Raw genomic sequence first — 26490 nt, 5'->3', positions numbered from 1 at the left:
TCTATCCCTGTGAGGTGATCGTCGGAGCGTGGTCGTCGACACGTTCCTCGGCTTCATGTGTGCAACAACGCCAGTTGTGCTCTGCAAAACTGAACAGAGCCGATTGAATCGCGTCATACCATTTGGGAATTTGCGAGATTTGCGTGCTGGAGCGCAGGCAGTTTTCACGCGCGGTTCTGCCCATCTCCTCGAAATCACTGTAAGCGGTCGCAAGTCGATGCATCATGTCTGCAGCTTTGGCTTCGATATTTGGCTCGTCAAGGACAATTCCATTCAGCCCATTTGCGACCTGCCTTTTTAGACCAAATGCCGACGACACTACAATAGGTCTGCCCCGGAACAGAGCCTCCGTCGTTGTCAGTCCGAAGCCCTCTTCGCGAGATAACTGAAATATTCCGTGGGCGTTCTGTTGCAGCCGGCCGACAATTTCGGCATTTGCGTCGTTGTTCTTCATCGAGATGCATGCCAGATAGACGCGTTGCTGCACTTCCCCTGGTAAGTTGGAGCATAGTGTTGCGCAATTTTCGAAATACACCCGTCCTTCAGGATCATCAGCGACGTCCAGAGGATCAGGTCCTGCGATCACGAGGCGTATATCGTTTTCCCCATCGGGCGCGGCGCTCACAAAGCAGTGGAAAGCAGTGATGATCCGGTCAATACCTTTAAGTGCATCCCATCTGGATACATGCAGGAAATAGCGCGAGCCGAGGATGTCCTGAATGGAAGCGGTGAGCCCGAATTCACGACGATTGAACGAAACCGAATTTTCCAGCGCCTGATCTGCCGGCCCTTCATAGTTTCGGTTCTTGGTGGAGAAGGGACTGATCGACGGCTGGATAATATCGATGGGGTGAGGGGTATCAAACGCATATTCGCTGTCGCTCAGGACGATGCGCTGAAATGGACGGAGGTGTTCCCCCAAAAGCTCCCATATCCGGTCAACCGTCGGGGTGCGTTCTGGATAGCCAATGTGGCATCGCCAGATAGCCGGGTGCGGATGAGAATGCAGAAAATGTGACGCTGCACAAAGTGGCTGTGGATCATGGATAACCAGGCAGTCATCGGGTGCGATGATCCTCTCCAGCTCCGTCGCACCTTGCCTCGATGCCTCGAGGTAATGTGGCAACAGGTCATCCAGCGCCGCTGTGGTGGTGTCATGAAGAGAATTGTGAATGCCTTTGGTGAACTGAAAAAACTGCTCCTGCTTCGGTTTAAAGATGAGCCAGCGCACATCGAAACCGAGTTCACGTAGGAGGCATATATGGTGAGGAAGCATTTCGGCGACTCCACCGCCGAACGCGGTGGAGTTAACGTGCCAGATACAACGATGGGCTATCCTGTCACGCATTACGCTGGACGAACGCAACAGTTCATCGAGAAGCTGCCCATAGTCTTCCCGCTGTGCGACGTAGTGCTCAAGTACCGAGCCTTGTACCAGCACCTCATCAAATAGCGGTGTGCGGGGACTCGTTGATACTTTCATTTCGTGGTTGTCCTTTCGGTCTGGAAAGTGGGGCCAGCGGCAGGTTAGAGGGTGTTAGGAACTTTGAGTTAGACCTGGTATCTTGGCGGAATGAAAAACCCTGGCCGTACGCAACGGATGTATCGGATGAAGAGTGGTACTTCGCCGCTCCGTACCTGACCTTGATGAACAAGGACGCACCGCAGCGCCGCTACGAACTGCGTGAGATGTTCAACGCGCTGCGGTGGATCGTACGCGCGGGTGCACCGTGGCGTTTGTTGCCCAATGACTTTCCACCCTGGGAACGGGTCTACCAGCAGACGCAACGCTGGATTCGGGCCGGCTGTTTCGGGGCCATGGTGAATGACCTGCGTTCGATCATCCGGATCGCCCAGGAGCGTCGTGGTCAACCCAGCGCGGTCATTCTCGACGGGCGGACCCTGCAGTCGACCTGCGAGAGTAAACCTCGCGCCGGTTACGACGGCTACAAACGCAAACGTGGCAGCAAGGTCCACATGGCGGTTGATACCTTGGGGCAATTGCTTGCTGTGGATGTTACGCCGGCCAACGAACAGGAACATGCGCAGGCCGGAGAACTGGCGCGTCAGGTCCAGCAGGCCACCGGCCAGACGGTCAAGGTGGCGTTCGCCGATCAGGGATATCCCGGCGAAGAGCCTGCGCAGGCAGCACTCGACGAAGGAATCGAGCTTCAGGTAATCAAGCTGCCGGAGGCGAAAAATGGCTTCGTGCTGTTGTCGCGCCGCTGGGTGGTCGAGCGCAGAATCGGCTGGATCAACCGCGCCCGCCGACTGGCCAGAGACTACGAGCGATTGCCCGAAACCTTGGCTAGCCTGCGCTTCGTCGTATTCTCCGTACTTATGCTCGTCCACTTTGCAGCCCTTAACAAAAGTTCCTAACACGGTCTACAAAGGTCATCTCGTGAAAATTCTCTATCCAGCCCTTGATGTCGGGGTGGCCGCTGGCGTCTGGTCCCACACCTATGCAGTCACAACCTGCGGTGGTTGCCGCTGCAATTCCGGTTCGGGAATCCTCAAAAACCAGGCATCTATCCGGAGCGACGCGCAACATGTGCAACAGCATTTGATAAGGTTCCGGATTTGGCTTTCCCTGCCTCACGTCCTCAGCTGCAATCATGATTCTTGGGCGGGAGATCCCAGCCGCCTTGAGGCGGGCAAGGGCCGAAGCCCGTGCCGAAGAGGTGACGACAGATCGCCGTCCGGCGGTGATCGAGCTATAGAACTCGGCGGCGCCCTGGATCGGTTGGAGCAAATTCATCGCCTGGACCTCATAGTCCGCAATGCGAGCTGCTTCACGTTCGGACGAGAGACTGGGCGCAATCGCCGCCACCAACTCGATATCCCGGCGTGCGGACGATGTCCTCAACACATACTCCGGGCAGAGCCGTTTCTCCCACGCCCATCGACGGAGTGCGTTTTCAATTACAGCATCCGAATCTACAAGGACGCCGTCCAGATCGAAGGCTACGTGATCGTAATTATCGAGATCGACTTCATTCATCGCATGATCCATAGATATCGAATTAATAAAGGAAATTGGCGATTCCAACTTTCGTTGCGACTTCCACAGTTTTCGCCGCTCAGTATCACGTCACCCCCAATAATGCTTGTTGGACAGACATGCTTTGTCTGTGGTGCGGAACGCCTCCATGCAGTATTCGACAATGGATGTGTCATTGACCTGTGCCGCCATATCCTCGTCTCTGCGGTAGTCTGCGAGTGCCCGCTCCAGTGCCGGTTGCAAAGCCTCGAAAAATGCGTCATTCATAGACACATTGCTCATGTATGTTGCCGGGTAGCCGACGTAAATGCCGTGATGCAGACATGTTTGGGCGAAGGCTTTTCCATGCTTTTTCGACGGCAGGATGATATCGAACATGGTGTCGCTTCCCAGAACGCGCGCAGGTATTTCGCTCCGCTCGAGCGAGGTCTGGAATAACCTCTTGAGCGCAGCGCCGCTGTCGGCGAGACGGGCCACAATTCCTGCTTCTTCAAAGATTTCCTGTGTCAGGTTGCCCGCCACGAAGGCCCGGTTCTCGCGCAGGTAGGTATTGCCAAGATATGCGGTGTCGGCACCCGTCATAGCATCGGCGGTGCCGACGACTGCAGAAAGGCCGATGCCTTGCGCGATCCCCTTGGCCAATGTGATGAGATCGGCTTTCACACCATGTTTCTGGCAGTAGCCACCCGAGGCGTAACGAAGCCCGCACAGGACTTCATCGACGATCAGCAGTGCTCCATGCAGTCTTGCCAGCCTGGAGATTTCATGAAGAAACTCCGCAGGAAAGATCGAAGGCTCCGGCGTGAAGAAGATGCCTGCGACTTGCCCGTCGTAAATGGCCAGTTGCTGCTTCAGGAGATCGACGTCATATCGGAAATCCTGGATGTGTTGGTCCCTGGCGGGCGGATTGTCCGACCAGGGGTGTTGCTGAAAGATGTCGTGCCATCCGTGGAAGCCGGCCGTCAAGATGACCGGCCGCCCAGTTCGGTGCCTGGCGATCCGAACTGCCGCTTCCGTTGCACAGGACCCCGTCCGCAGAAAGAACACTCGGGGCGTGTCTGGGAACATCTTCGAGATTTTTCCGGCCAGTATCTGGCGTTGCTGGCTCACCGGCGATGGAAGAATGTCGGTTTGCTGCTCCATCGCCTGCGCGAGCCTTGCCTTGAATACTGTGTCATTGCTGCCGAGAGGCGAAGCCCCGCTGCAGGACGTCATGTCTAAAAAGATCCTGCCATTGATATCTTCGGCCATCGCACCATTGGCGGAGCGGAATATGATGGACGATCGGGTTTGACGTTCCCATTCAGCCAGATGTCCGGACGCTTCAGGGTTGAGCATCTTCAAGTCCCCTTTACTCGAGTGAGAGGGCCATTCGCCTCGCGTTGGCCATGATCGTGTGTGTCGGATTGCTGTTTCCAGCGAAATTCATCACGGAGCCATCCATGACATGGACGTTCGTGAATCCATGAACCCTGCCGAGGCGGTCCACGACTGAAGTTCTGGGATGGCGTCCTGCGCGCATCGTGCCGTGCAAGTGGGAACTGCCTTTTGAGTGCGCAAAAGCGCGCTCGATGTGCAACGCGCCAAGGTGTCGCAGAACGTCATCCGCGCGGTCAGCGAGAAAGCCGATCCGCGCACGGTCATTGGCAGAGGTTCTGTGTTCGAAACGAATGTAAGGGATGCCATATCGGTCAACGGCCTCGTCAAGCACGATGCGATTGTGTGACCACGGCTCTTCACCGGCTATGTAGTGCAGGCGAACAAGGCCGACGTTCTCATCCGGCGTTGGAAAATTAGCTTCATAGATGAGACCGCCGAATTTGCATGGCACGTCACTGTGCTCATAGAACTCGTCGGTATAGACGGTCGCATGGGGTCCCCAGTGCGCAGCCAAAGCATTGGAGCCGTAATCAGCCGGCTCCATGTGCCCGACAGAGTAGCCGCTAATCTTGAATGAGAGGCCCCGCCCGACGAGGCCGGATTCGTTGCCTATTCCCCTCGTGGCATGCCCACTCTTCGACCGGAGCATCAATGCCGCTGTTTGTATCGCGTTTGCGCAGACGATGACCCTTTCGACCGGGATCCGGATCAGTTCCGATGAGAGCGGCACATAGCACTCGATAGCTTCGGCCTGATTGTCGTTCAGGAGCTCGATCCGGTTGACAAAACAGCCGTACAGGACCGAGATTGTTCCAGGCAGGGCGGAGTCATCCAGAATGTTTCTTGCAAGCACGGATGCTTTTGCATCCGTAGGGCACACTAGTTCATCGCAAGCTGAACAAACGATGCACCCCTTGCTGGTCCCAGGTGGTCGGATTGCCAGTGGGATATGCCGTGATTTTATGCCGAGTTCCTGCATCGCACTGGATAACATCAGCCCACGAGGGCTGGCTAGATGTGCTGAAAATCCATTCGCATCACTGATCTCCAGCAGATGCTCGATCTCCGAGTAGTGGGGTTCGAGATCTTGGAGAGCGATGGGCCAATCAATCTCCATGTCAGTCGTGAGGTATCGGGAGGCCGATAGATCTGCCTGCCGGTATCTGAGCGTGATTGCGTTGTAGAACTGCATTCCGCCGCCGACGCAACATGCTGTCCAAGGATAGCCGTCGGGGAGGCCATTGGACGAAGTGAGTGCCTTGCTGTAGGCCGCCTGATGCGGTCCATACAAGGCACCGGGGGAAACCATGCCTCCATATTCCAGGACGGCCACGCGCCATCCTTTCTCTGCGAGTGTTCGAGCGACGATCGATCCGGATGGCCCGGAGCCGACGATAACCGCATCGAATGTTGTGTAATCACAAGAGGCCGCTGCAATGTGTCTGATAGCTGTCACGATCAACACTCTTCTTTTGGGTGCGGAGTGGCGGGCCAGCAAGCCGTGTCTGCGACGGCGGCCAGGAGTTGCTTCGTACGGGCCACGTAGCGGGGTATCGCGATGCCTGCTGGGTCGGTGGCTGGATGGCGATAGCTGACGAACAGGCCGTCGCAGGTACGCATGATCTGGAGGCACACCTCGTCCCGATCGGTGCAGCGGCAACGCAGGGCGACGACTCGCCACGTGTTCCAGTTGCGCACGCCGCGGGTACGACGAAGATCGATGTACGAGATCATGACGGGACCGCGAAGGGGCTGGCCAAGCCGTTCCGCCACTCGGGCAATGGGTACCCGGGAGGGGTCCTTGACCCCGTCGAGGCCGGAGACCGCGGAACGCACCGCTTCAGCGAAGGAGTCGGTGCACTGAGCGGGAAGCCGACCGGTCCCACACCCGCGTACCATCCGATGGAAGACCGCCTGGCGCCCGTCTGGGTATGCAAGGGGACCATGGTGCGAAATTCATTCGCGCCGGTGATTTCGTGGCCGACCTTGGCAAGGCAGGCGAGCGGTTTGGAGGAGGAGTCACCCCCGGCGGCGCAGCAGATTCGATCGAAGGCGTGCGCGGAGGATGCGTCGAGAAGCTCCGTGAGTCCGGCCGGCTGGGCGGCGGGGTTGCCACTCACGTCGCTAACCGGTACAGGGAACTCAGGCAGGCCGCCGCCCGCCTCGTTGAGGAACGGCCGCCAGCGGAAGATGGATTCGTGGTCGATGGTCAGTGCGTTGGCGGTGGTCCGTTCGGCCGCCGCGAAATCGAGGTAGCTAACGTTGGGGGGACGGGGAAATTGGATGGGCTTGCCGTTGGAGGCGGCGAGTGCTACTGCATACAGAGCGTGAATCTCATACGCGATCCCGAGAATGGAGTAACCGCCGATCAGGATGCGGTGGGCGGCGAGACAGACGGTGGTCGCTTCTGGGCGGCTGATGTTGGCGCAGATATATCCGGGCCGGCCGAGGGGGCTGACTTCGCCGTCGAACAGTTCCTCCAGATACCGCGCCAGTTCCCAGTCGTCGGTGAGGTCCCCCGCCGCACTGGTGCGGATACTCACGCCTCCGGCCGATGGCGTAATGCGGTTCAGGCGGCCGCCCGGTGTGGAGCGAGAGGGAGAAGTGAGGTGGCTGCGCAGGGCTTCGTGGCGATTCGTCCAGTCGCGCAGGGCCGTGGCGAAGGTGTCCGCATCGATTCCGGCGAGCATATCGAAGGCGCAGCCCAGCCAGGACGGCGGCAGTGAACCTTCACCGGCCGCCTCGAGTGCGTACGTGATGTGAGCTTCCTGGACGTGGGACGCACGCCGCAGGTCGGCTACCCAGGTGGCCTCGGAAATGCGCGGAGCGCAGGCCCGCCAGACGGTGAGACGACCCGGCGACAGACTGAGTGATGGCATGTCAGTGAATTTCATGACAGACGTCTCATCTGCGAGGAACGGAAACGGTGGGAGCAGAAGTCGGCTCGGCGTATGCCTCCGCGAGCTGCGGTGTCCGCACTGCCCGCAGCGGGGACGTCACAATCCACCCGGTGGCTGTCGCGATCAGGGCACCGCTGAGCAGTAGCGTCGTCCGGGCGCCAAGCCACGTTCCACAGGCGCCGCCCAGCAGGGCGCCCACGGGGGCGAGGCCCCAGACGGCGGTGCGGATACTCGCGTTCACCCGGCCGTGCAGCGCAGGGGGTGCCAGGGCGTAACGGATCGGTACTTGGTGGACGTTATAAATCTGCTGACCGGTCCACAGAAGGAACTGCGACAGCCCTACCGCCAGCCACCCCGACACCTGGAAAACCGGGGTGAGCGCCGCGCCGACGGCGCTGGTGAGGAGCGCCGCGACCAGCACGCGACCTAGGCCCAGTGCCCGCGCAGCCGGACGGGCGAGCAACGTGCCGACGACACCTCCCGCGGCAGCGATGCCCGTGACTGTGCCGGTTGCGGCGGCGGTCAGTCGCAGCCCTTCGGTCAGGTACAGCAGGAAGACAGCGGAGTAGGCGCTGTAGCAAAAGATGAGTGTGCCGGTGGCGAGGGTGACCGCGCGCAGCCGGGACGTGCGCAGCACGAACAGGGCGCCCTCCGCCGCTTCCGAGAGGACGCGGCCGATGACGCCGCGGGTCCTCACGACCGCCCGGTGGTCATCGTGCTCCAATGTAGCCGGCATGCCCCTCGCTGGCCTCATCGCCACGTACGGCAGCAGCGCCGTCGCCAGCAGGAACGAAGCCGCATCCGCGAGTATCGCGATGGGTGCGGACAAGGTGGTGATCAGCCAGCCCGCGAGCGGTAGGCCAAGCATCAGTGCCGCCGACTGTCCCAACTCCAGCCTGCTTTGGGCCTGTACCAGTTGCGGGAGCCGCACGACGGTTGGCAGACAAGCTAGGAACGCCACGTCGGCGATCACCGTGGCCGCACCCACAAGGGTGGCGACCATGTACAACTGGGGCATGCCGACGTGTCCGGACAGGGAATCGACCAGCGGCACGGTGGCCACGGTGAGTGCCATCGCCGCGTTCGCCGTCATCAGGAGGATCCGATGCGGGAACCGGTCGACGAGGACTCCGGCGAGCAGGCCCAGCAGCAGGTACGGGGCTCGTCCGCAGGCGAGCAGTACCCCGGTTTCGAACGGGCCCGCGTTGTGCAGCTCGATCGCGGTTAGGGGCAGGGCTAGGAGCGTCACCTGCGAGCCGACGAGCGAGACCGTCTGGCCCGCGAGAAGAAAGTGGAAGCTGCGGGGCAGGCGCCGTCGGGGCGCGTTGTGTGCCTCCTGCGTCATCGCGCGCTCCCGGGATCCGGCATCGACGAGTCGTAGCCGAGGTGTTCCAATTCCTTCCCGGCGATCCGCTCGAACTCTTCGATCTCCCCGGGCGTGAGGTCCTGCAGGTACCGTCCGCTACGTCCGGTGGACAGTGGTTTAGCCGCGGCTTCCGCTGAGGGATGGCCCCAAGGCTTGTCGAACAGCGCGTGCTCTTGCTCCGCGTGGTGCAGGAGCGCCTCATCCCATGGCAGGCCGAGGTGCTCCAGTATCCGCTCGATGGTCTTGCGGGGGTGGGTGACTAGATCCTCGTACCGCACTTCCAGATAGCGGCCGTCAGGCGCAGTCTGGCGGGACCGGGTGACGACCTGCAGCCAACCGTGCGCTGCCTCCGCGACAGTCCGGTAGCCCCAGTCGGGGACGGTCTTGAGGTGGGAAGCAGCTAGGTCGCGGCCGTCGCGAATGATGTGGATGAAATGGGCTTGCGGCCAGATCGCGGCGTATATGCCGATGTCCTGAATCCTGCGTTGAAGCTTCATGCCCCATCGTCCGGCTCCCGTCTGTTTGCGCCGGAATTCACCGATGGAGTCGATGAGCCGACAGCGGTCCTCCAGGCCAGACAGATCGGTTCCGCGTTCTGCTATCAGGTTCGTCACCAGGTTTCGCAGGTCGTCACGACCAAGACCGAAACGGTCGCACTGCATAACGAAATGTGCGCCGTCGTACCACTCAGCGTCAATGGTGTCCTTCGTCGCACCGGCGATCCGTGAGTCGTGGACGTCGATCATGTCGCACACTGCGAGGATATGCGGGCCCAGGTCGGCGGGTTCGGTGAAATCGAGTTCCGGGCCGACGACGAGGTCGCGGTGCGAGTCGAGCAGGACGCTGAGCAGCGTGGTGCCGGAGCGGTTCTCGCCCCCGAGCAGGACCGGGTTAGAGGTAGAGGGCAGGGTGACAGGAGGGCAATCGGACGTAGGCAGAGCGGCGAAATCGGACATGACATTTCCTGTTCAGGGATGGACGTTGTTGAATAGATCCGGCTGGCGCGCCCATGTCGAGGTTTTGCACGCAACAGAGGGGCGCATGCCGTTGAAAGCAATTCGGTTTGCTGCGTAGATTCTCGAATCCGGTTCCATTAAAAGCACTCTGACGGTATTGGCGGCGCTATCACGTTAAAGCGTTTGCGACGCATTGTTGGAGAGAACACGGATTTGCCTAGAAAGCGGGACGGACTATCTATATCGGACCGAAGCTGTATAAAAAGGCCTGTGTGCGTTTGGGGTCCCGGAAGCCACGCATGCGTCGCTCGCGTTCACGCGTCGGCTGATGACTATTTCCGGTCCGGTTATTGACCCGAGCGCTGGCTTTGACGAAGACGTGCATCACGAGAGCGAGTTCGGAAATCCCGGCTTTCGCCGTCGGATAGCTGTGCAACGGGTCGGTCCCGATCTTGCGCGGTGCCTGAACGCACGAGGCAAGCACGCATTTGAAAAACCGCTTCGCTGCAGCCTTATCGCGGCGCTTCGGTAGCAGAATATTGAGTTCGGCACGATGCTGATCGACGGTGCGCCGCAACAGGTAAGGCGTACCACGCAACGTCACAAACACTTCGTCAAGGTGCCATGCGGTGCCGGTCCTGCGACGCGCAGCCTTGAGGCGGTGCGCGAAACCCTTGTCGAATTTGTCGCAACAGCGTCGGACAGTTTCGTAACTGGCAATCACGCCGCGCTCGCACAGCAGTTTTTCTATATCACTCAAGCTGAGCAGAAACCTGAAATACCAGCGCACCGCGCAATTGATGACGGTCGCCGCAAAGCGATGTCCGTAATAAAGCGATCTTGTATTCTTCATCACGCGATCGTCCTCGACGAGCTCCGCAACGTGACAGTGCCCTTGGCTCAGTTGTTCGTCCGTGCCAACGTCCAAAACGTAAAGGTACTTCCCGGCCCCCGATTGTTCTAGGCGACCCTCCGCTGCCGCGCTTGATCTAACGACCAAAGCTAGAGATGCCCCGACAGCCATTCGGATTCTTTTCAGCAATGCGGGGTCTTTCCTTCGCCACTGTTCATACGCCAAACGATGAATCCGATAGACCTCAAACTTGGAAGCGGTGGAACGTCGGATAACTAACGTCTCTTCTCTTGTAGGTAAACGTGCATTATGTGAAGTGATGTCTACAAGACTGTTCATTGTGTAAGCCGGTCCCATTATCTATGTCCTCAATTTCACTTTAAGACTTTTCCTGTCGAAGCGGCCGATGTGTTGCCCGCGCCAGTCGCGGCACGCTGAGCGGCCAGCCCCATTGAGGGGCCTCCTGCTCCGTGCACATCGAGATCTCCCCGCTGCCGCAATGGCCTGACCCCGGCAATTAGCATTCAGAGAACGTTTCTGATATATCCTCCGGCCGTCCGCTCGCGAACATCTTCAGAGCAACGTCGGTGCCAATCGGCAACTTGTTTAGAGCTTTAGTTCACGTCTCACTCCGGAAATGTTGCACTGCGTTGTTTATCTAGAATTCCTATTGACGGCGCAGCGAGGACACCTCGCCCGTACTCCATTGTGGCAGGCGCAACTACAAGCGCCCTTGATGAACATCAACGTGCGCGTCCGAGTGCTGGCTAGTTGCGGCACAGCGGCCTCTCGCCTATCCGTCATCCCAAGATAACGGAGGTCGGCCGTCTGAAGGAGCAATTGGACGATGCTCCTGGGGCTAACACCATCGATCTCATTTGTGTACTTGCCAAAATTAGCCATGTCACCGGAATAATCGCGCTATTCATGCGTGATGCGGTCGGGCGAATTCGCCGTTTGTGTACCGTTGAGCAATAAGTCGATGAAAAGAGGTGGCCTCGCTCGTTCGGACAGTTTTCTGAGATTTTTAAGTGGAACGTCCGGGGCGGTCATGCTGCCAATTTGATCGCAGGCAGCGTCGCGAAGTATGCCTCATCCGGCGTGCGGTCTTCCAGACTCGAATGAGGCCGTCTCTGGTTGTACAGATTGATGTAATCGCCGATTGAGCGCCGGGCGTGGCCGACCGATTCATAGGCTTTCAGATACACCTCTTCATATTTCACGCTTCGCCACACGCGCTCGACGAACACGTTGTCTCGCCAGGCACCTTTGCCGTCCATGGACAGGCGGATGCCCCGGCTGAGCACGGCCTCGGTGAACGCTGTCGCGGTGAACTGGCTGCCCTGTCGGTGTTGACGATCTCAGGTTGCCCGTACTTCGCGAACGCTTCTTCCAACGCATCGACCGCGTGCATCGCCTCCATCGTGATCGCCACCCGGTGGGCCAGTACCTTTCGGCTGGCCCAGTCCACCACGGCGGTCAGATACACAAAGCCGCGCGCCATCGGGATATAGCTCGTATCGAGTGCCCAGGCCAGGTTTGCCCGATCGATCTTCATGCCCCGCAGCGGATACGGCCAGATCTTGTGCTTCGCATTGCGTCGGCTCGTGTTCGGCTTGCAGTACAGCGCCTCGATACCCATACGCTTCATCAGCGTGCGCACGCGCCTGCGGCCAATCTCGTGTCCCTCGCGAAGCAGCAGTCGCGCCAGCATCCGCGCTCCGGCAAACGGAAACTCCATATGCAGTTCATCGATCCGGCGCATCAGCAACTGGTCTGCCTCGCTCACCGGTTGCGCCCGGTAATACACGCTCGATCTTGCGATACCAACGAGCCGCACTTGCTGCGAGACCGGCAATGCGTGCGTACGATCGATCATCGCTTTGCGCTCAGCAATCCCGCCTTGTTGAGCGCGCCGCTTAAAAAATCGTTTTCCAGCGTGAGCTGGCCGATCTTCGCATGTAGCTCCTTCAAATCGACTTGCGGCTCGCTCGACGCCGTGCCGCCTGCGCCAAATACGTCGGCGGCACGTTCCTGCAACTGCCGCTTCCATTCGGTGATCTGGTTCGGGTGCACATCGAACTGCTGCGCCAGTTCGGCTAGCGTCCGCTCACCCTTGATCGCCGCCATCGCCACTTTCGCCTTGAACGGGGCTGAGTGCGTCCGTCGGGTTCTCTTCGTCATCTTCAAGGTTCCTTTGTCGGCATTATCGCCGGCTCAGGCCCCGAGCGTTTCACTTATCCGGCTGTCCGAATTTGCGCGGCCACCTCTATGAACCGCCCCGGGTTTCCCGGAGGCTGTTTTGCTTGAGTCACGCCGCGATGGCGGACCCAGCGAGTTTTGAATAATAAGCGGCTTCTGCCTCGGCAGGTGGAATGTTGCCGATGGGGCCGAAGAGCCGACGATTGTTGAACCAGTCAACCCATTCGAGCGTCGCCATTTCGACGGCCTGCGGATTGCGCCACGGTCCGAGGCGATGGATCACCTCTGCCTTGTACAAGCCGTTGATCGTTTCAGCCAGTGCGTTATCGTAGGAGTCGCCCACGCTGCCCACTGACGGTTCGATGCCAGCCTCGACCAGCCGATCCGTATAGCGGATTGATACGTATTGCACGCCGCGGTCGCTGTGATGGATCAGCCCGTCCTGCTGCACCGGCTGTCGCTCGTACAAGGCCTGCTCCAGTGCGTCCAGAACGAAGTCCGTGCGCGCCGAACTCGACACGCGCCAGCCGACAATGCGTCGGGCGAACACGTCGACGATGAACGCGACATAGACGAAGCCCTGCCAGCTCGATACATAGGTAAAATCTGACACCCACAGCGCATTGGGCCGTTCAGCCGTGAATTGCCGCTTCACGAGATCCTTCGGGCACGGCGAACCATCGCTCACTGTCGTGCGTACCGTCTTGCCCCGCACCACACCGCGCAGGCCCATCTGCTTCATCAGCCGCTCGACCGTGCAGCGCGCCACGACAATGCCTTCCCGCTTCAATTGCGTCCAGACCTTGTCCACACCATAGACCTGGAAGTTTTCTTCCCATACGCGCCGGATCTCATCCTTGAGCATCCTGTCGCGCCGCGCCCGCGGCGGCGCCAGGCCAGGATCGGCGCGGCGGCCCACGTGCTTGTAGTACGTCGACGGTGCGATCGGCAGCACCCTGCAGATCGGCTCGACTCCGTAGACGTGCCGATGATCATCGATGAACGTGATCATCACTTCGGTCGGCGGTCGAGCTCCGCCTGTGCGAAATATGCTGACGCCTTGCGCAGGATTTCATTGACCTGCCGAAGCTCACGCACTTCCCGCTCCAGTTCCTTGATCCGATCCTGCTCCTGCGTACTCGTGCCCGGGCGCAAACCCCGATCCCGCTCTTCCTTGCGCACCCAGCTACGCAGCGTCTCGCCCGAGCAACCCAGCTTCGCTGCGATCGAGGCGATCACTTTCCATTGCGATTCGTGGTCGCCCTGATGTTCCAGCACCATTCGCACAGCCCGCTCACGAACTTCCGGCTAGTACCTTGGGGACTTCTTCTTGGTGTTTTCCATAGCTCCATTTTCTCAAGAAGTGGAGCCTCCGGAAATCCCGGGGCGGTTCACTATAAAGTTCTTGCGGCAACTTGCCGGCATGCCTGATGAGTGCATTGATCACCGTCTTGCTATCTTGACCAGCATGACGAAGCGTGTCTGGCGCTCGACGAGCGTCGCGATCTGGCTGCTGCCGCTACCACACAGCAGATCACCTTCCCAGTGGCCCGGTACCGCCCGGTCCCCAACGGTCGCGGGGCGTCGCTGATGGTACCGTGTCCCGAATCCTGCCGTGATCATCCGTCTTCCGCGTATGATGGAGCGAACGGCGCATTGCCCGGGTGCGCCGCAGGTGTTCCTGCAACTCCTTCATCAGGGCGCCACGGGCCCGGATGAAGAGACTGCGATAGATGGTCTCGTGGGACACGTGGTAGTCCCCGTCGTCTGGGTACGCACGGCTGAGCCATCCGGCAATCTGCTGCGGTGACCACTGCAACTGGAGCTTGCCTGCCACGATGCACGCCAGCGTCCGGTGTTCAACCAGTTTACAGGCTTTGGGACGCCGCGCACGATCCCAGGCAAGCCCATCGGCGTGGCTTGCCCGATCGGCGTGGCTTGCCCGGTAGCCATCCGGTCCACTGTTGCGTTTGATCTCCCGGCAGATGGTGGAGGGAGCGCGTGAAAGCCGCCTCGCAACAGATTGGCTCGAGTCGCCAGCAGCGAGTGCCCGCGATATCTCTTCGCGTTCGGCAAGGGTCAGAGCCAGCTGAGAGGCGGACGATGATGGGGCGAATCAGTTGCACCAATTCCTGGAAGACTGGATCTTGAACGCGAAAGGGGATGCGCCGCCTCCTGCAATTGTGATCCGCGCCTGGGTCGGGGCGAACGGTAAGGTTGCGGATGTCGCCTTCCATTCACTGGGAGATCCGGAGGCTAACGCGTTGCTGCGGCGACTGCTGACGAGTCATCTGATTACCGAGCCCCCGCCACCCGATATGCGTCAGCCGTTGCGCTTGAGACTGCGCCTGAAAGCGACTACAGACAACGCGGCGAGCTTGGCCTGTCTGGTGGTGCACTGCATACCTACATTGTGAGCGTTGCGCCTTGTGCGTGCGGCATACATCGTAGTACTGCTCACTGAGCTCCAAGGTTAGCAATCTTCAATCGCCGACGTAGGAAACAGTGTTTCGTCGACTGACGGCGACAGACCGGTCCTGGTCAGTAACAAACCATCGCACCACACACGTTCGACGCGTCCCCACGCACAGGCTGAAGCAGCGTCCGGGAAGAAACCTCGTCCGTGATAGTTGGCGCTCGTGTTGCAGAGCAACGGAATACCCGTCAGCTTTTCGTATTCGACGAGAAGTTGCGCCACCGGATGCTCGGAACTTCTTGAAATGGTCTGCAATCGGGCAGATCCGTCGAGATGCACGACGGCAGGGATTTTTTCTCGCCATTCCGCGCGCGTCTGATGATCGAACAACATATAGGAATCAGGGCTCCCCGGGCTAAAAATGGTCGGCGCACGATCCTCAAGGCAAATTGGCGCCACGGGACGGAAGTGCTCTCGAAACTTGATGTCGTTGAGATGATCCTTCATTGTGGGCAAAGTCGCGGCGGCCAGAATGCTTCTGCCCCCCAATGCTCGTGGTCCGAGCTCGGCTCGGCCGGCAAGGAAAATGACGGGCTTGCGACTGGCGAGTATGCTGGCGAGTTCTGCAATGGAGCAAGTAGACGCCGTCCATCCGGGCGGTACTTGGCAACCTTTTAAGGCCGGTCCGCTATATACCGACCACTCCAGCGGCACGAAGCCCTTCTCATCTGCCAGCGCGCAACAAGCGGCGCCAATCGCAGACCCGCTATCGTTGGGAAACGGCGGCACCCAGATTGCGTCGAACAAACCGCTCCCGCGCAGGGCGCTGTTCCATTTGATATTGAGTCCGCATCCGCCAGCGATGCACAAATTTTTCGGCCCCGCAATCGAATGGCGCTGCAGCGCGATACCCATTTCATGAACGAGAAGACGCTCGAGGAATACATGGAACGAGGCGAGTACGTCTTCGGGCGGCCTGGCTTCTAGTCGCAGCGCGCTTGCTTCGAAGAACTCTCCCACAGCCGCTAGTGACGCGTCCGCGCTGTGGATGTTCTCGCGATAAGCTTGCGCACACTCCGTGTCGCCAGCAAAGCGTGCCTGATAAAGCCCGCGAAATACCTCAACGATATCTTCGTCAACCGAGCCTAGCGCGATGTAAGCCATCAGCTTGCCGGCCACACCCAGATCCCACCGGGCCCCGCCCGGCTTCTTATAAGGACCAAAGTGATGACCCGCCGCAGCGTAGATGTGACCTATCACGGGGAACAGGCAGTCAACATGGCGGGCCTGGTGGCGTTCTACATGATAGAGGCGTGGGACGATGCCACCATCCCACACCAAACAGAATGCAGGTTGCCCGCTTTGGGCAAAGGGACTGGTGCAGTACGCGGAGGCCACATGGCCTGACACGTGAGGATAGCTTTTATAGGGAAAGGACTGGCCGCCGACAAGCAGTCCGGAGCCGTCGAGCGAAGCGAGAAGATCATCGGCTCGGCGTTCGGCATAAGGGGCCCCTTTCAGGCTGACGGGATTCGACCCACTGAGGACACGAAACTGCGACTCGACTACTCCGTCCCAGCCGTCGATGACAAACTGGTCGATATCATGCGCAGTGAAACCATGCTCGGCCAATGCGGTCGCGATCGCGTCGAGGTCGTCGATCGCCTGATACCGCGGATTGTTGTCTCGCTTTTCCTGCTCCACGCAAAAAACCAGTTTTCCATCCTCGACAAGGGCGATCGCTCCGTCGTGCGTCAATTTGATCCCACAGATGCGCATAATATCTCCCGGCCTAACGCTGGTAAGTTGGTCCACACGAAGGCGAAGCCGCGTTCCGAAAACTGGCGAGCAGGCAGTCTTCATTCAACGACTGACCGACGCACCTGAAACGATCGATTTCAACCAGCTCTTCTTCCAGGATGGCTATGACCGTCTCGGCTCCGGCAATGTGGCCCCATCGCCGGCAATTGGCGTCACGTGCCGATCCGAAAACCAGCTGTCCACCGGGCGCAAGCATCCGTGCTAAATTGCGGACAGCCGCGCGCACCTCGGCGCTGCCGTCGAGGTAATAGAGAACCTCCGCCACCACGACCAGATCGAACTGTTGCTCAGTCGAAAAATGCTGGACATCGGCGACGATCCAATTGATGTGTGGTGGGTCCATCATCCGTTCGCGTGTCCTAGCGATTGCGTGTGGCACGATATCGATCACGGTGAGCCGTTGGCAGTGCGGTGCCAATTTTTCCGTGAAGGCTCCGCCTGCGCATCCGACTTCGAGCGCATTTGTGACGGATCCCTGCGCAAGTGCCATCCGAAGCATTTGACTGTGGCGCTCGTGCTCAAAGGGATTGCTGTCGAGCCGCCATGGATCGTCTGCGTCCAGTTCCCGACGCAGCAATTCGAAGTTCGTTTGATGTGTCAATTCCGCCTACCTTTATGGTGCGCCGCTGCAAGTGTCCGGACCTTGGGCCGGGGCTGGTGCTCCGTTGTAAACCGGCGTGTTGGTACAAGAACTGCACGGCGGCCAAACGCTATTGTTTAACGTACTAGAAAAATAGCTCGCGAGTGCTGTTACCTAGTTTCATATCTTCAGCCACTCATTGGAAGGGCGTCGTTACCATGACAACGCCCGTGAGGGATGTAGCCGAACCCGACGCTGCTCCCACAATCCGCGCAGCTCCTTGACGAGGGCTTCACGTCGAGTCTGCTCAGGCGTAATCGTATCGAGAAGATGTTCGAGCACGGCTTCGCCTTCGATCCGCATCAGCAGATCGAACAACTCATGTGAAATACGCACACTGTCATAGTTGGAGCCGCCGGTGCGAATTTCGCACACCGTCTCCTGACGATCCCGCGCTGTGTGAGCGCGGACTCGATAGAGCGATGCATAGGGCGGCAGTGAAACCGCGAGCGCAGTCCAATGTTCCTGCGTTGCGAGCCGCTTTTTGACGAGGAACGGCCCGACCACAAGTCCATCCAGCTCTGTCGTCAGAAATGTGGCAATTGCGTCTGCAACCGAATCTACGATCGGCTCAGCGTTGTTATTAAAGGAAGTATTGAGCAGAATTGGGATTCCTGTCCGCTTCTTGAACGCATTAATAACCTCCCAGTAGGCGGGATTGGTCTTGCGCGATACTGTTTGCAGCCGCGCTGTACCGTCAATGTGCGTGATGGCGCCGAGCAAGGCACGCTTGGAGTCGCGCACGCGAACTACAAAATTCATAAAAGGGAATTCGCGGGTGCCCTCTGGGAGGTCAAAAAATTCGTGCGCATCGTCCTCGAGCACTGATGGCGCGAACGGTCGGTAACCCTCGCGCTTCTTGACCATGGCGTTGATCCGGTCCTTGTTTGCGGCAGGCCTGGGATCCGCAAGAATGCTGCGGTTGCCAAGCGCGCGCGGCCCGAACTCCGAACGACCCTGCACCCAGCCGATCACGGCGCCATTGGCCATCCAGTCCGCTGCTCTGCCTGCCACGTCATCACTGCGTTCGACGTCGAGGTGTCCGGCCCACGCATTCAATTCTTGCTCCACGACCAGATCGCTCCCAAGATCGGGCCCCCAATAAACCTCCTGCAATCGCTCACGCGGCGCGGGCCGACCGAAGTCGTTTGACATCATAAGGGCCGCGCCTAATGCGCAACCGGCGTCATGCGCTGCGGGCTGCACGAAGATGTCTTCGAAAAGTCCCGAATACAGCAGCTTACCGTTCATGGTGCAGTTATGAGCTACTCCTCCGGCTATACACAGCCGCTTCATACCGGTGACCTCGCGATGATGGCGGAGAATGTGAAACACGATCCGCTCCAGCGCTTCCTGCAATGAAGCACCCACATCTCGATGCTGCTGTGTGAATGGCATTCCCTTTCGCCGGACCTCGATGCTGCGGAACAACGTCGGACCGATGCGGTCCAGGTAGACGCGGTACTCACCGTTGGCGGAGAGTTGATAGAATTGCTCGAAGAGCCCGCGATAGGGAGCGGGATCCCCATAAGGTGCAAGCCCCATGACCTTGTATTCGTCGAACAAGCCGTATCCGAGATACCGGATTGTTTCGAGATAAAACAGCCCTAGAGAATTATGCTCTGCGAAAGTCGCGAGTTGCGTGATTTCGGTTCCAGATCCGACCGCCAAGAGCCCCGAGAGGAAATCACCGCCGCCATCGACCGCGAGGATCAGACTTTGTTCGAATCCAGACATCGCAAACGCGCTCACGGCATGCGCCAGATGGTGACTCACGAATGAGACTCGCGAAGGATCGACCTCGGTACCGAATTCCCGCATTAGTAAGTTACGCAGAAACAGCTTGGCATCCACTGGAATGGAGATGTTCGGCTGGGACAGGAACAGGCGTTCGAGCATGACGTTGCAATAGGCCTCAGTAGCGTAAAACGCGATATGGTCGATATCGCTGAGCTGAATCCCTGCGGATGCGAGGCAGTATTGAATTGAACTGCTCGGGAACTTGTTAGAGTGCTTGATCCGGTTGAGGCGCTCCTCTTCGACGGCCGCTATTACGCGTCCGTCCCGGACAAGCACCGCAGCGCCGTCGTGCAGAAATGTGTTCGGCAGTTCGAGTGAATTTTCATGAACGTTGTCTAGCCCGCCGCTCACTCCTAAGCACAGCATGTTTCTCTCCTTCATCGTGGTAGGAAGGCCCTACTGGCAGGACTCGAACCCCTACCACCTAAGTAAGGTAGGATATCGCTCGCCGCTGCGAACACCGGTCAGACGTCACCAGCCCCAAAGAATCTCGCCGCAATTCATGAAAATTCTGTACCGTTTGCTCCAGTGTCGCGTTTCCTGGCGCTGAAGGATGGCGCGACCAGAAGCTGAAGTGCTGGAACCCCGAGGAAATCCCAAATCGTTGCCAAGCATGCGGCGGGTCCGCGAAGAAGGCTCCCGATGCATGTGATTGATCGACAACTGCTGCAACGTCATTTCCTCGGCTTCGCTGAGTTCTACGACACACTTCATCCGCTACCCCCGGCACCACAAAGGCGCCAGCAAGGTTGGCGAAATTCAGTTGGATTTACCAGGAACACTATCCTCCATGCCGTACAATTCGTAAAATCGATTGTTTTGATGGAACACATCCACACTATGGATAAGTTGGGATCATGCGTTTCAAGGGCCTCGATCTGAATCTCCTCGTTGCGCTCGATGCGCTGATGACCGAGCGTAACCTCACTGCGGCGGCACGCAGCATCCACCTGAGCCAGCCGGCCATGAGCGCGGCCGTCGCCCGGCTACGCGCCTATTTCTGCGATGAACTGTTTACGATGAGGGGCCGGGAACTTGTCCCAACACCGCGTGCAGAAGGGCTCGCCGCTCCAATCCGCGAGGCTCTGGTGCACATCCAGCTCTCCGTTATTTCCCGGGACGTCTTCAACCCGGCCAAATCGGATCGCCGCTTCAGGATCATCCTTTCCGATTTCATGGCAGTCGTATTTTTTCGAAAGATCGTGGAGCGTATTGCACGGGAAGCTCCCGCCATCGGCTTCGAATTGCTGCCACTTGCCGATGACCCCGATGAGGTTCTCCGGCGCGGCGAAGCCGATTTTCTTATCTTGCCGGAATTGTTCATGTCGAGCGCGCATCCTAAAGCGAAGCTGTTCGAGGAGACACTCGTGTGCGTAGGCTGCCGCACGAACAAGCAGCTATCAGGGCAGCTTACATTCGAGAAATACATGTCGATGGGGCACGTTTCGGTCAGGTTCGGACGTACGCGGCGGCCCTCCATCGAGGAGTGGTTTTTGCTTGAGCACGGTCTCAAGAGACGGGACGAGGTCATCGTGCAAAGCTTTGGCATGATCCCGCCTATGCTATTAAACACTGACCGTATAGGGACGATGCCCTTAAGGCTGGCCAAGCATTTCGAAAAAACGATGCCTCTGCGGATCGTCGAGCTTCCGCTACCACTTCCCGCATTCACCGAGGCCATCCAATGGTCTGCCCTTCACAGCAGTGATCCGGCAAGCAACTGGATGCGGGAGATAATATTGCAGGAGGCGGCACGCATGGTTGCTCCGCGTGAGACCACGCGAAGACCGATCCACCCAGGTTAGAAAATGCGATCTTTCAGCAAGGTTTTTGCGGCATGAATTTGTGGGGTTTCGAAGGTTTTGTGGCGATATAACGTATATCGCCACACCAGGCCTGATTCGGCGCGGTGACGGCAAACGCCTGATCGAGCAGGTTCGGCGCGACCGGCAAGCCGTGTGTCAATCTGGTTGTTGCCTGAATGGCGCCGCGGTGATGGACGACGCTGCAACTGCGCGATCGCTGCGTGCTGAAGATCATCGTTAATGGCGTCTATTGGTCACTGTACGCGTGCGGTGCGCCACGGGGCTTGTCGCCGGTCGACGCTGGCGGCCGTTATGTGATACAGGTTTCTCGGGCGGTTGTGAGTGATCGCGATGGTTCGGCAGCCTGCCACCACTCCGTGCGCCGAACTCACGACTTAACGCCGGACTTCCATGGCCAGCGGGCGCTGGTTTCAACATTTTCTCGGTCCCTCTGGATCTGCTCGCCGTTGAGCCTGGCTTCGCTGGAGACCGCAGCTTGGTTCGTCGAGATTCGGTCGGCTTCAGTCGATGCCGCATGCACCTCCTCGCTAGCCCTCAACAACGGCAGGCCGACGCCAAACCGCGAAACTTCGCCCTTTAACGCGGCGATATCCGCCCGCAATGTCTCCGCGTTACCGACAAGCAGACTGCGCTGGACTGTGGAAGTGAGGCGCTTGCGATTCAACTCAGGCGCCAGCTTCACTCCCTACAGGGAACAAATACTTGGTAATTTGTTCCCGAGTCTGTTCTATTTCGATGACATCAGTGATCAGCCCATTAATTTTCAACAATTCTGGGTTTTCAATTTCATCGGTCAGTTTTCGCATTATGGATCTGGTGGTCTCATCAGATTCAGACATTACTTTCTTCATCGTATCCGGGCTGAAAACGCCGATCTGGGCCTGCGGATACGCCAGTACTGCCACAGGGTCAAATCCAGGGCCACACATGGCGTACACGCCTCCCGTATACGCTTTTCTGGCAACGAGCAATAACTTTGGTACCTTGCATCGAACATGTGCTCTGAATAATTCCGCTGCGGCCGAAAATATGCCACTATTTTCAGCTTCTCTGCCGATCATGAATCCTGGAATATCGGCAATGAATATGATTGGTATGTTGGTTTTGGCGGCAATATTTATCATTTTTACCATTTTTGAGGCGGATTTTCGATAAATTGCACCTCCATTATGTCGGGGATTGTTGGCGATAATTGCAGCGAAGTTTCCTTTGATGCTCGCGTAGGCGGTCAACACTTCCTCCGCGTATTCGGCGCTTATTTCCGTAAAGCTGTCTTTGTCGATAAAGGAATGCAGCAAATGATGCATATCATAGGGTACGCGATGATCTGATGGAATTATTTTTTCAAAATCAGCCGCAACGGGTTCTTCATATTCAAGGTCATGGGGTGCCTTGCCTTTGAAACTTCCGTGCAGTAATTTTCTTATGCACTGGAATAAACCTTCTTCATCTTTGAATACCAGTTGAACCGAGCCCGAGCCCTTGCTGTGAACGTCTGTTCCACCTAGCGAATAGAGATCGGACTCCTGGGCCAGCATTGCCTTCACCATATCCGGACGGCCCATACATAGAGCGCCTTTCTCAGTCATCAACACTAGGTCTGCGAGCATCAACGGTAGAGCAAGTGGACCTGAGGTCGGACCGAGTATGGCGGAAATTAGCAGATTCCCTTCTGCAAATTCGGCGAGGGATGCACTGACCCTGCCCATTCCAAATGGGGATAAAAGTAATCTGGCCATGTCCGGCGAGAGCACTTTCGTGGTGTCGAAACTGCCTGTCCCTCCTACCTTGTCCTGAATGTAGATTAAGGGGGCGCCTTTATCCCGGGCCTGAGTTACTGTGCTGATGATCTGCTCGGCAGTGCGCCACTGTCCGCCTCCCTGAAATTCGCAGTCTCCTCCGCGATTCATGACCAGAAACGTTTTTGCCGAATTTATGGTACCTTCGCCGCAGATGAAATGACTTTTTGCGGCAGGTTGATGGTCAACAAAACTATTTGCGTCAAAGAGCACGTTTATTCTTTTCAACGAGATTTGCATTAGCTATCTGCCTCCTGGCAATGCCTATGAATGTTTGCTGTTATCGGTGCCGTGCGTCTGTGCGGGGTGAATAGCAGCCTCATTTTCAGGAAGCCAAAATGTTTTCTATAGACGTTGCTGCGGCCAGAAGACGGCGGTCCTGACCCCGCGCGGCGTCAATACTCAACCCCACCGGTAATGCATCATCGGGAGCAACTGGAAGGGTAATAGAAGGTATCGCAGCGTTGCTGGCCAAGTCGGTGTTACGTATCACTTCGGCAAACAGTCCCGGCCTGCTGGCATCGCTCAGATGAGGGACGCTACGCGGAACTGTCGGGTACGCGATAAAATCGATGCATTGAGTGCTGAACAGCGAGTCTATTTGTAGACGTAAGACGCCTATATTCTGGATTGCTGATGAATAATCTGCGGCAGATATAAGCTGTCCGCCAAGATTTGCGTGAATGATGTTGCGGACAATTTTGTCGCGAATGTTATCAAATACGGCATTTATCCTGTTTCCCCATCCTAGGGAAAGCAAGGCGCGGGGAAAGTCCGTGAAGAACTCATAAACCGGAATCGTGAAGGTTCCGGTTCCATTCAGCTCAGCAACAACCGCGTCATCCAGTTCAACACACTGGAAACCAGCGCAGGTCAATCGCCTGACGGCATGCCGGCAATACTTTCGGACATCATCCTCCAAGTCAGTCCACATGGAGGCCGGAAGGCCTATTCGGCCGCGAGTATTTTTCTGTTTTGTCGGAAGGTGGCTATCGGGGGACAGCAGATCATATAGAAGCAATGCATCTTTCGCCGTCCGCGTCAGAAGGCCCGGCGAATCCTTCGTGCGAGAAACTGGAATGATTCCGGCCGAAGACCAGCGACCACTTGTGGGCCTGAAGCCGGTGATACCACAGAAGGCGGCCGGTATCCTTACGGAGCCGCCGGTGTCCGTTCCGATCGCCATCGGAACGATACCGGCTGCCACAGCAGCGGCACAGCCGCCACTGCTGCCACCAGCCAAATGTCCTGGAGCCGCTGGATTTCCCACCGTTCCCCATTGAGGATTGACCGATGTGATACCAAAGCTGAGTTCATGCATGTTGTTCTTGCCGGCAACGACAGCACCGAGCGATCTCAGCTTTCTGACAACAAGCGCATCGCGCGTGGCTATACAACCTTCCATCCCCGGTGTCCCGGCGGTGATAGGGAGCCCCTTAACACAAATATTGTCCTTTAAGGAAAAAGGAATGCCGTAGAGCGGTGCGCCTTTCAGGGCATCATTCGCATTAGCGAAATGAGCGTCCGGGCCGCAAGCACGGATGAAGCAGTTGAGCTTTTTCAGATGCGAATCAGCGCTGAGTGCACGCTCCCGGATTTCAGCCGCTGAAAGTGCACCGGTACGTATGCCAACGCAAAGCGATTCCACAGTGTTTTTCGAATACATAAAATTTCCGCGAGTAGGAGGCCATCGTGTGCGATATTAGTAACGGTAAGCACTGCGGATTTCGTCAAGAGGATTGCCCGGTAAAAGATTTCCTCCTGCGCTGCGTATGACGGCGCAGGCGCTGTTCACAGCCGTCTGCACAGCTCCCTCAATCCACCCCCCGGTGAAAGAGCAGCCACATCCTGCCAGATAAAGGCCGGAATCCCATGCGGGATCATTCGCGGTCTTGAACTGAAAGAAGAGACGCTGCGAGTAAACATCTTCACCCGGATAGTTGAGCTTAAAGGCACCCGAAGAATGCGGATCGGTCAGCCAGTCATGGTGCAGGACGCTACGTTCATAGTCATCATCGGCGGGAACCAGGTGGCGCGCAAGTTCTGGATGGAATGTAGCAAGGTCGTCAACAAAACACTCACACCGCTGTTTTTTGTCGGGAACACTCAGTAGCTTGTGAGCGTCATCCTCCCAAGTGTAACTAAGCAGAACCACACCCTGACCATCTGGCTTATCGGGTTCGTAATCAAGGCAATATACTCCTCTCGCAAAACTGTCAGACTGGATGGTGACTGGCAGGTCTCTAGTGATCCAGAACTTGTCGCGGGTGAGCATGAACAGCTTTGAGGAGCCCGTAAGATGCGTTTCCCTGACGGCTCGTGAGACGTCGCGGCTGAGAAACGTCTCGTCGTCGGTCAGGCAATGGACCATCTGCATTGCCCTGTTGTTGCTGGTGACGATCACTCGGTCGAAAACCAATGCCTCGTCTTCATCAGTTAGCAGCTTTATCTTTCCATTTTCTTTGTAGATGCGACCCACGCTATTGAAGCGAACCCGTTCAGCAACGGAGCACCCTGCGATCTCCGCTCCCGCCAGGCGCTCCGCCAGTGTAGAGATTCCGCAGGAAATCAGGCGTTGATCATCCAGATATCCGTTAACGACTAAGCGCAGTATTTCGGTGAATCCGGCTTGATAAACAGGTAGGAAGCCGCCGGATCCTATTCCCAAAGAGCCAAACAGCTCAAAGTCATAAGGCCTTTCCCAAGGGACACCTCCGGGGGGGCGGGGGCCAGTAAAAATCGCGACAATGGCGGCATAGAAAGAACTGTCACGGAACACATCGAGCCACGTTTGCCATGCCGCACGCGCTTCCTGAAAGCGATGTGACTTCAACATGACCGTGATTTCTGCCGGCGCTACAAGAGATGTGCCATTGATCACGCAGCCGTCCTGTAAAAAGGCCCTCCAACCTTCATGAACGAGCCTGAACAAAGGCGGCGGCGAATCCCCCGCCGGCCAGGTATGGCGAGTGCCGCGATAATGCAATTCGGTATCAACCACTCCTGGATCGGGGAAAGACGCGGTCGTGGAAATGCCGTGTTTGTTCAAATAATGGAAAAGACCGGTTGCACTCGGAGGGACCCGCATTGCGCCCATTTCAGCAATAAGGTGCGGGTACCGCGGATCAAATACTTTTGACCATATTCTTCCTCCAATGCGATCGCGGGCCTCAAAGACCGTAACGTCGTTTACGCCTGCCCGCATCAGTTCAGTGGCCGCCACAAGACCGCTGATACCGGCCCCCACGATGGCAACGCGGGGAGTTGGGGTGCGTGATGAAAAGGAGCCGATTCCCCCTTCAGACTCGCAGAGCTGGAGGAACGGCGCGTAGTCATACAATAGGTCAACAGTCGGTGATGGACTTAGTGAAGATGCGACGTGATTCTTCATGGATTTTCTCCTTTATGGCAATGCATCCACCTGAGGAACAATGATGGCTGGAAATAGCGCAGGGGCCTTCGACAGAAGAGATCGAGGTTATTCATTCCGTTGCCGATAGCTGTGTTGCTCGTCGGCAGCAAAATGCTAT

18 protein-coding genes, 4 pseudogenes and 1 other annotated feature are annotated in these 26490 nt (G+C 57.8%); of the genes and pseudogenes, 2 read left to right on the top strand and 20 right to left on the bottom strand.

Annotated elements, in window-relative coordinates; all coding sequences use genetic code 11:
* Position 1 precedes the first annotated feature (1 nt).
* On the bottom strand, positions 2 to 1483 hold the full coding sequence (locus tag B0G80_RS07135; protein WP_116119556.1) for a glycosyltransferase: 1482 nt from the start codon (positions 1481 to 1483) through the stop codon (positions 2 to 4).
* A gap of 164 nt (positions 1484 to 1647) precedes the next feature.
* On the opposite strand from B0G80_RS07135, the gene B0G80_RS07130 reads away from it, so the two are divergent.
* A complete protein-coding gene (locus B0G80_RS07130; protein WP_408967697.1) occupies positions 1648 to 2379 on the top strand; it encodes an IS5 family transposase in 732 nt (243 codons plus the stop codon).
* Here B0G80_RS07130 and B0G80_RS07125 read toward each other — a convergent pair.
* The 14 genes and pseudogenes from B0G80_RS07125 to B0G80_RS07065 form a co-directional block, all read right to left on the bottom strand.
* Complete coding sequence (locus B0G80_RS07125) at positions 2363 to 3001, bottom strand: HAD-IA family hydrolase (protein WP_116117512.1); 639 nt, start codon at positions 2999 to 3001, stop codon at positions 2363 to 2365. The genes B0G80_RS07130 and B0G80_RS07125 overlap by 17 nt on opposite strands.
* 90 nt (positions 3002 to 3091) lie before the next feature.
* Positions 3092 to 4339 (bottom strand): aminotransferase class III-fold pyridoxal phosphate-dependent enzyme, encoded by a 1248-nt coding sequence (locus B0G80_RS07120; RefSeq protein WP_116117511.1) that lies wholly within the window; start codon positions 4337 to 4339, stop codon positions 3092 to 3094.
* A gap of 13 nt (positions 4340 to 4352) precedes the next feature.
* Positions 4353 to 5714: a GMC oxidoreductase gene (locus tag B0G80_RS07115; protein WP_258878852.1), complete on the bottom strand. Its 1362-nt coding sequence runs from the start codon at positions 5712 to 5714 to the stop codon at positions 4353 to 4355.
* 125 nt (positions 5715 to 5839) lie between these two features.
* On the bottom strand, positions 5840 to 6115 hold the full coding sequence (locus B0G80_RS46365; RefSeq protein ID WP_220377448.1) for a hypothetical protein: 276 nt from the start codon (positions 6113 to 6115) through the stop codon (positions 5840 to 5842).
* A complete protein-coding gene (locus tag B0G80_RS07110; RefSeq protein WP_220377447.1) occupies positions 6112 to 7275 on the bottom strand; it encodes a hypothetical protein in 1164 nt (387 codons plus the stop codon). Before B0G80_RS07110 ends, B0G80_RS46365 begins: the two co-directional genes overlap by 4 nt.
* A gap of 10 nt (positions 7276 to 7285) precedes the next feature.
* Entirely contained in the window at positions 7286 to 8626 is a 1341-nt protein-coding gene (locus B0G80_RS07105; RefSeq protein ID WP_116117510.1) for an MFS transporter, read from the bottom strand.
* Positions 8623 to 9603 carry a sulfotransferase gene (locus B0G80_RS07100; protein WP_116117509.1) on the bottom strand — a complete coding sequence of 327 codons (981 nt, stop codon included), beginning with the start codon at positions 9601 to 9603 and terminating at the stop codon, positions 8623 to 8625. Before B0G80_RS07100 ends, B0G80_RS07105 begins: the two co-directional genes overlap by 4 nt.
* A 241-nt stretch (positions 9604 to 9844) precedes the next feature.
* Positions 9845 to 10456, bottom strand: a pseudogene (locus B0G80_RS45735) (IS6 family transposase); the annotation flags it as partial.
* Positions 10457 to 11505: 1049 nt separating this feature from the next.
* Positions 11506 to 12640: pseudogene (locus B0G80_RS07090) on the bottom strand (IS3 family transposase).
* A gap of 127 nt (positions 12641 to 12767) precedes the next feature.
* Positions 12768 to 13939, bottom strand: a protein-coding gene (locus B0G80_RS07085) for an IS3 family transposase (RefSeq protein WP_408967696.1) whose coding sequence is annotated in 2 segments (ribosomal slippage) — positions 12768 to 13708 and positions 13708 to 13939 — 1173 coding nt in all. Because the reading frame shifts where the segments join, the coding sequence is not laid out codon by codon here.
* Positions 13596 to 13712, bottom strand: a sequence feature (AL1L pseudoknot). It overlaps the preceding gene by 117 nt.
* A 115-nt stretch (positions 13940 to 14054) precedes the next feature.
* Positions 14055 to 14899 (bottom strand): annotated as a pseudogene (locus B0G80_RS07080) (IS30 family transposase); the annotation flags it as partial.
* Between the two features lie 232 nt (positions 14900 to 15131).
* A complete protein-coding gene (gene nodU / locus B0G80_RS07075; RefSeq protein ID WP_116117506.1) occupies positions 15132 to 16853 on the bottom strand; it encodes a nodulation protein NodU in 1722 nt (573 codons plus the stop codon).
* Positions 16854 to 16866: 13 nt separating this feature from the next.
* Complete coding sequence (gene nodS / locus B0G80_RS07070; RefSeq protein ID WP_116117505.1) at positions 16867 to 17496, bottom strand: nodulation methyltransferase NodS; 630 nt, start codon at positions 17494 to 17496, stop codon at positions 16867 to 16869.
* Positions 17497 to 17688: 192 nt separating this feature from the next.
* Entirely contained in the window at positions 17689 to 19701 is a 2013-nt protein-coding gene (locus B0G80_RS07065) for a carbamoyltransferase (RefSeq protein WP_116117504.1), read from the bottom strand.
* A gap of 491 nt (positions 19702 to 20192) precedes the next feature.
* On the opposite strand from B0G80_RS07065, the gene B0G80_RS07050 reads away from it, so the two are divergent.
* Positions 20193 to 21140 (top strand): LysR family transcriptional regulator, encoded by a 948-nt coding sequence (locus tag B0G80_RS07050; protein WP_116117503.1) that lies wholly within the window; start codon positions 20193 to 20195, stop codon positions 21138 to 21140.
* Positions 21141 to 21198: 58 nt separating this feature from the next.
* On the opposite strand, the pseudogene B0G80_RS07045 reads toward B0G80_RS07050, so the two are convergent.
* From B0G80_RS07045 to B0G80_RS07025, 5 genes and pseudogenes are all read right to left on the bottom strand, one after another.
* A pseudogene (locus tag B0G80_RS07045) lies at positions 21199 to 21315 on the bottom strand (IS3 family transposase); the annotation flags it as partial.
* Between the two features lie 213 nt (positions 21316 to 21528).
* A complete protein-coding gene (locus B0G80_RS07040) occupies positions 21529 to 21825 on the bottom strand; it encodes a hypothetical protein (protein WP_116117502.1) in 297 nt (98 codons plus the stop codon).
* A gap of 1 nt (position 21826) precedes the next feature.
* Positions 21827 to 23200, bottom strand: coding sequence for a carboxyl transferase domain-containing protein (locus tag B0G80_RS07035; RefSeq protein ID WP_116117501.1), 1374 nt, complete (start codon positions 23198 to 23200; stop codon positions 21827 to 21829).
* Positions 23201 to 23285: 85 nt separating this feature from the next.
* Positions 23286 to 24626 carry an amidase family protein gene (locus B0G80_RS07030; RefSeq protein WP_116117500.1) on the bottom strand — a complete coding sequence of 447 codons (1341 nt, stop codon included), beginning with the start codon at positions 24624 to 24626 and terminating at the stop codon, positions 23286 to 23288.
* Positions 24627 to 24662: 36 nt separating this feature from the next.
* Complete coding sequence (locus tag B0G80_RS07025; RefSeq protein ID WP_116117499.1) at positions 24663 to 26351, bottom strand: NAD(P)/FAD-dependent oxidoreductase; 1689 nt, start codon at positions 26349 to 26351, stop codon at positions 24663 to 24665.
* Positions 26352 to 26490: the final 139 nt, after the last annotated feature.

It is taken from the genome of Paraburkholderia sp. BL6669N2 (assembly GCF_003387275.1).
GTDB lineage: Bacteria > Pseudomonadota > Gammaproteobacteria > Burkholderiales > Burkholderiaceae > Paraburkholderia.
This window is presented reverse-complemented; position numbering and strand designations above follow the sequence as displayed.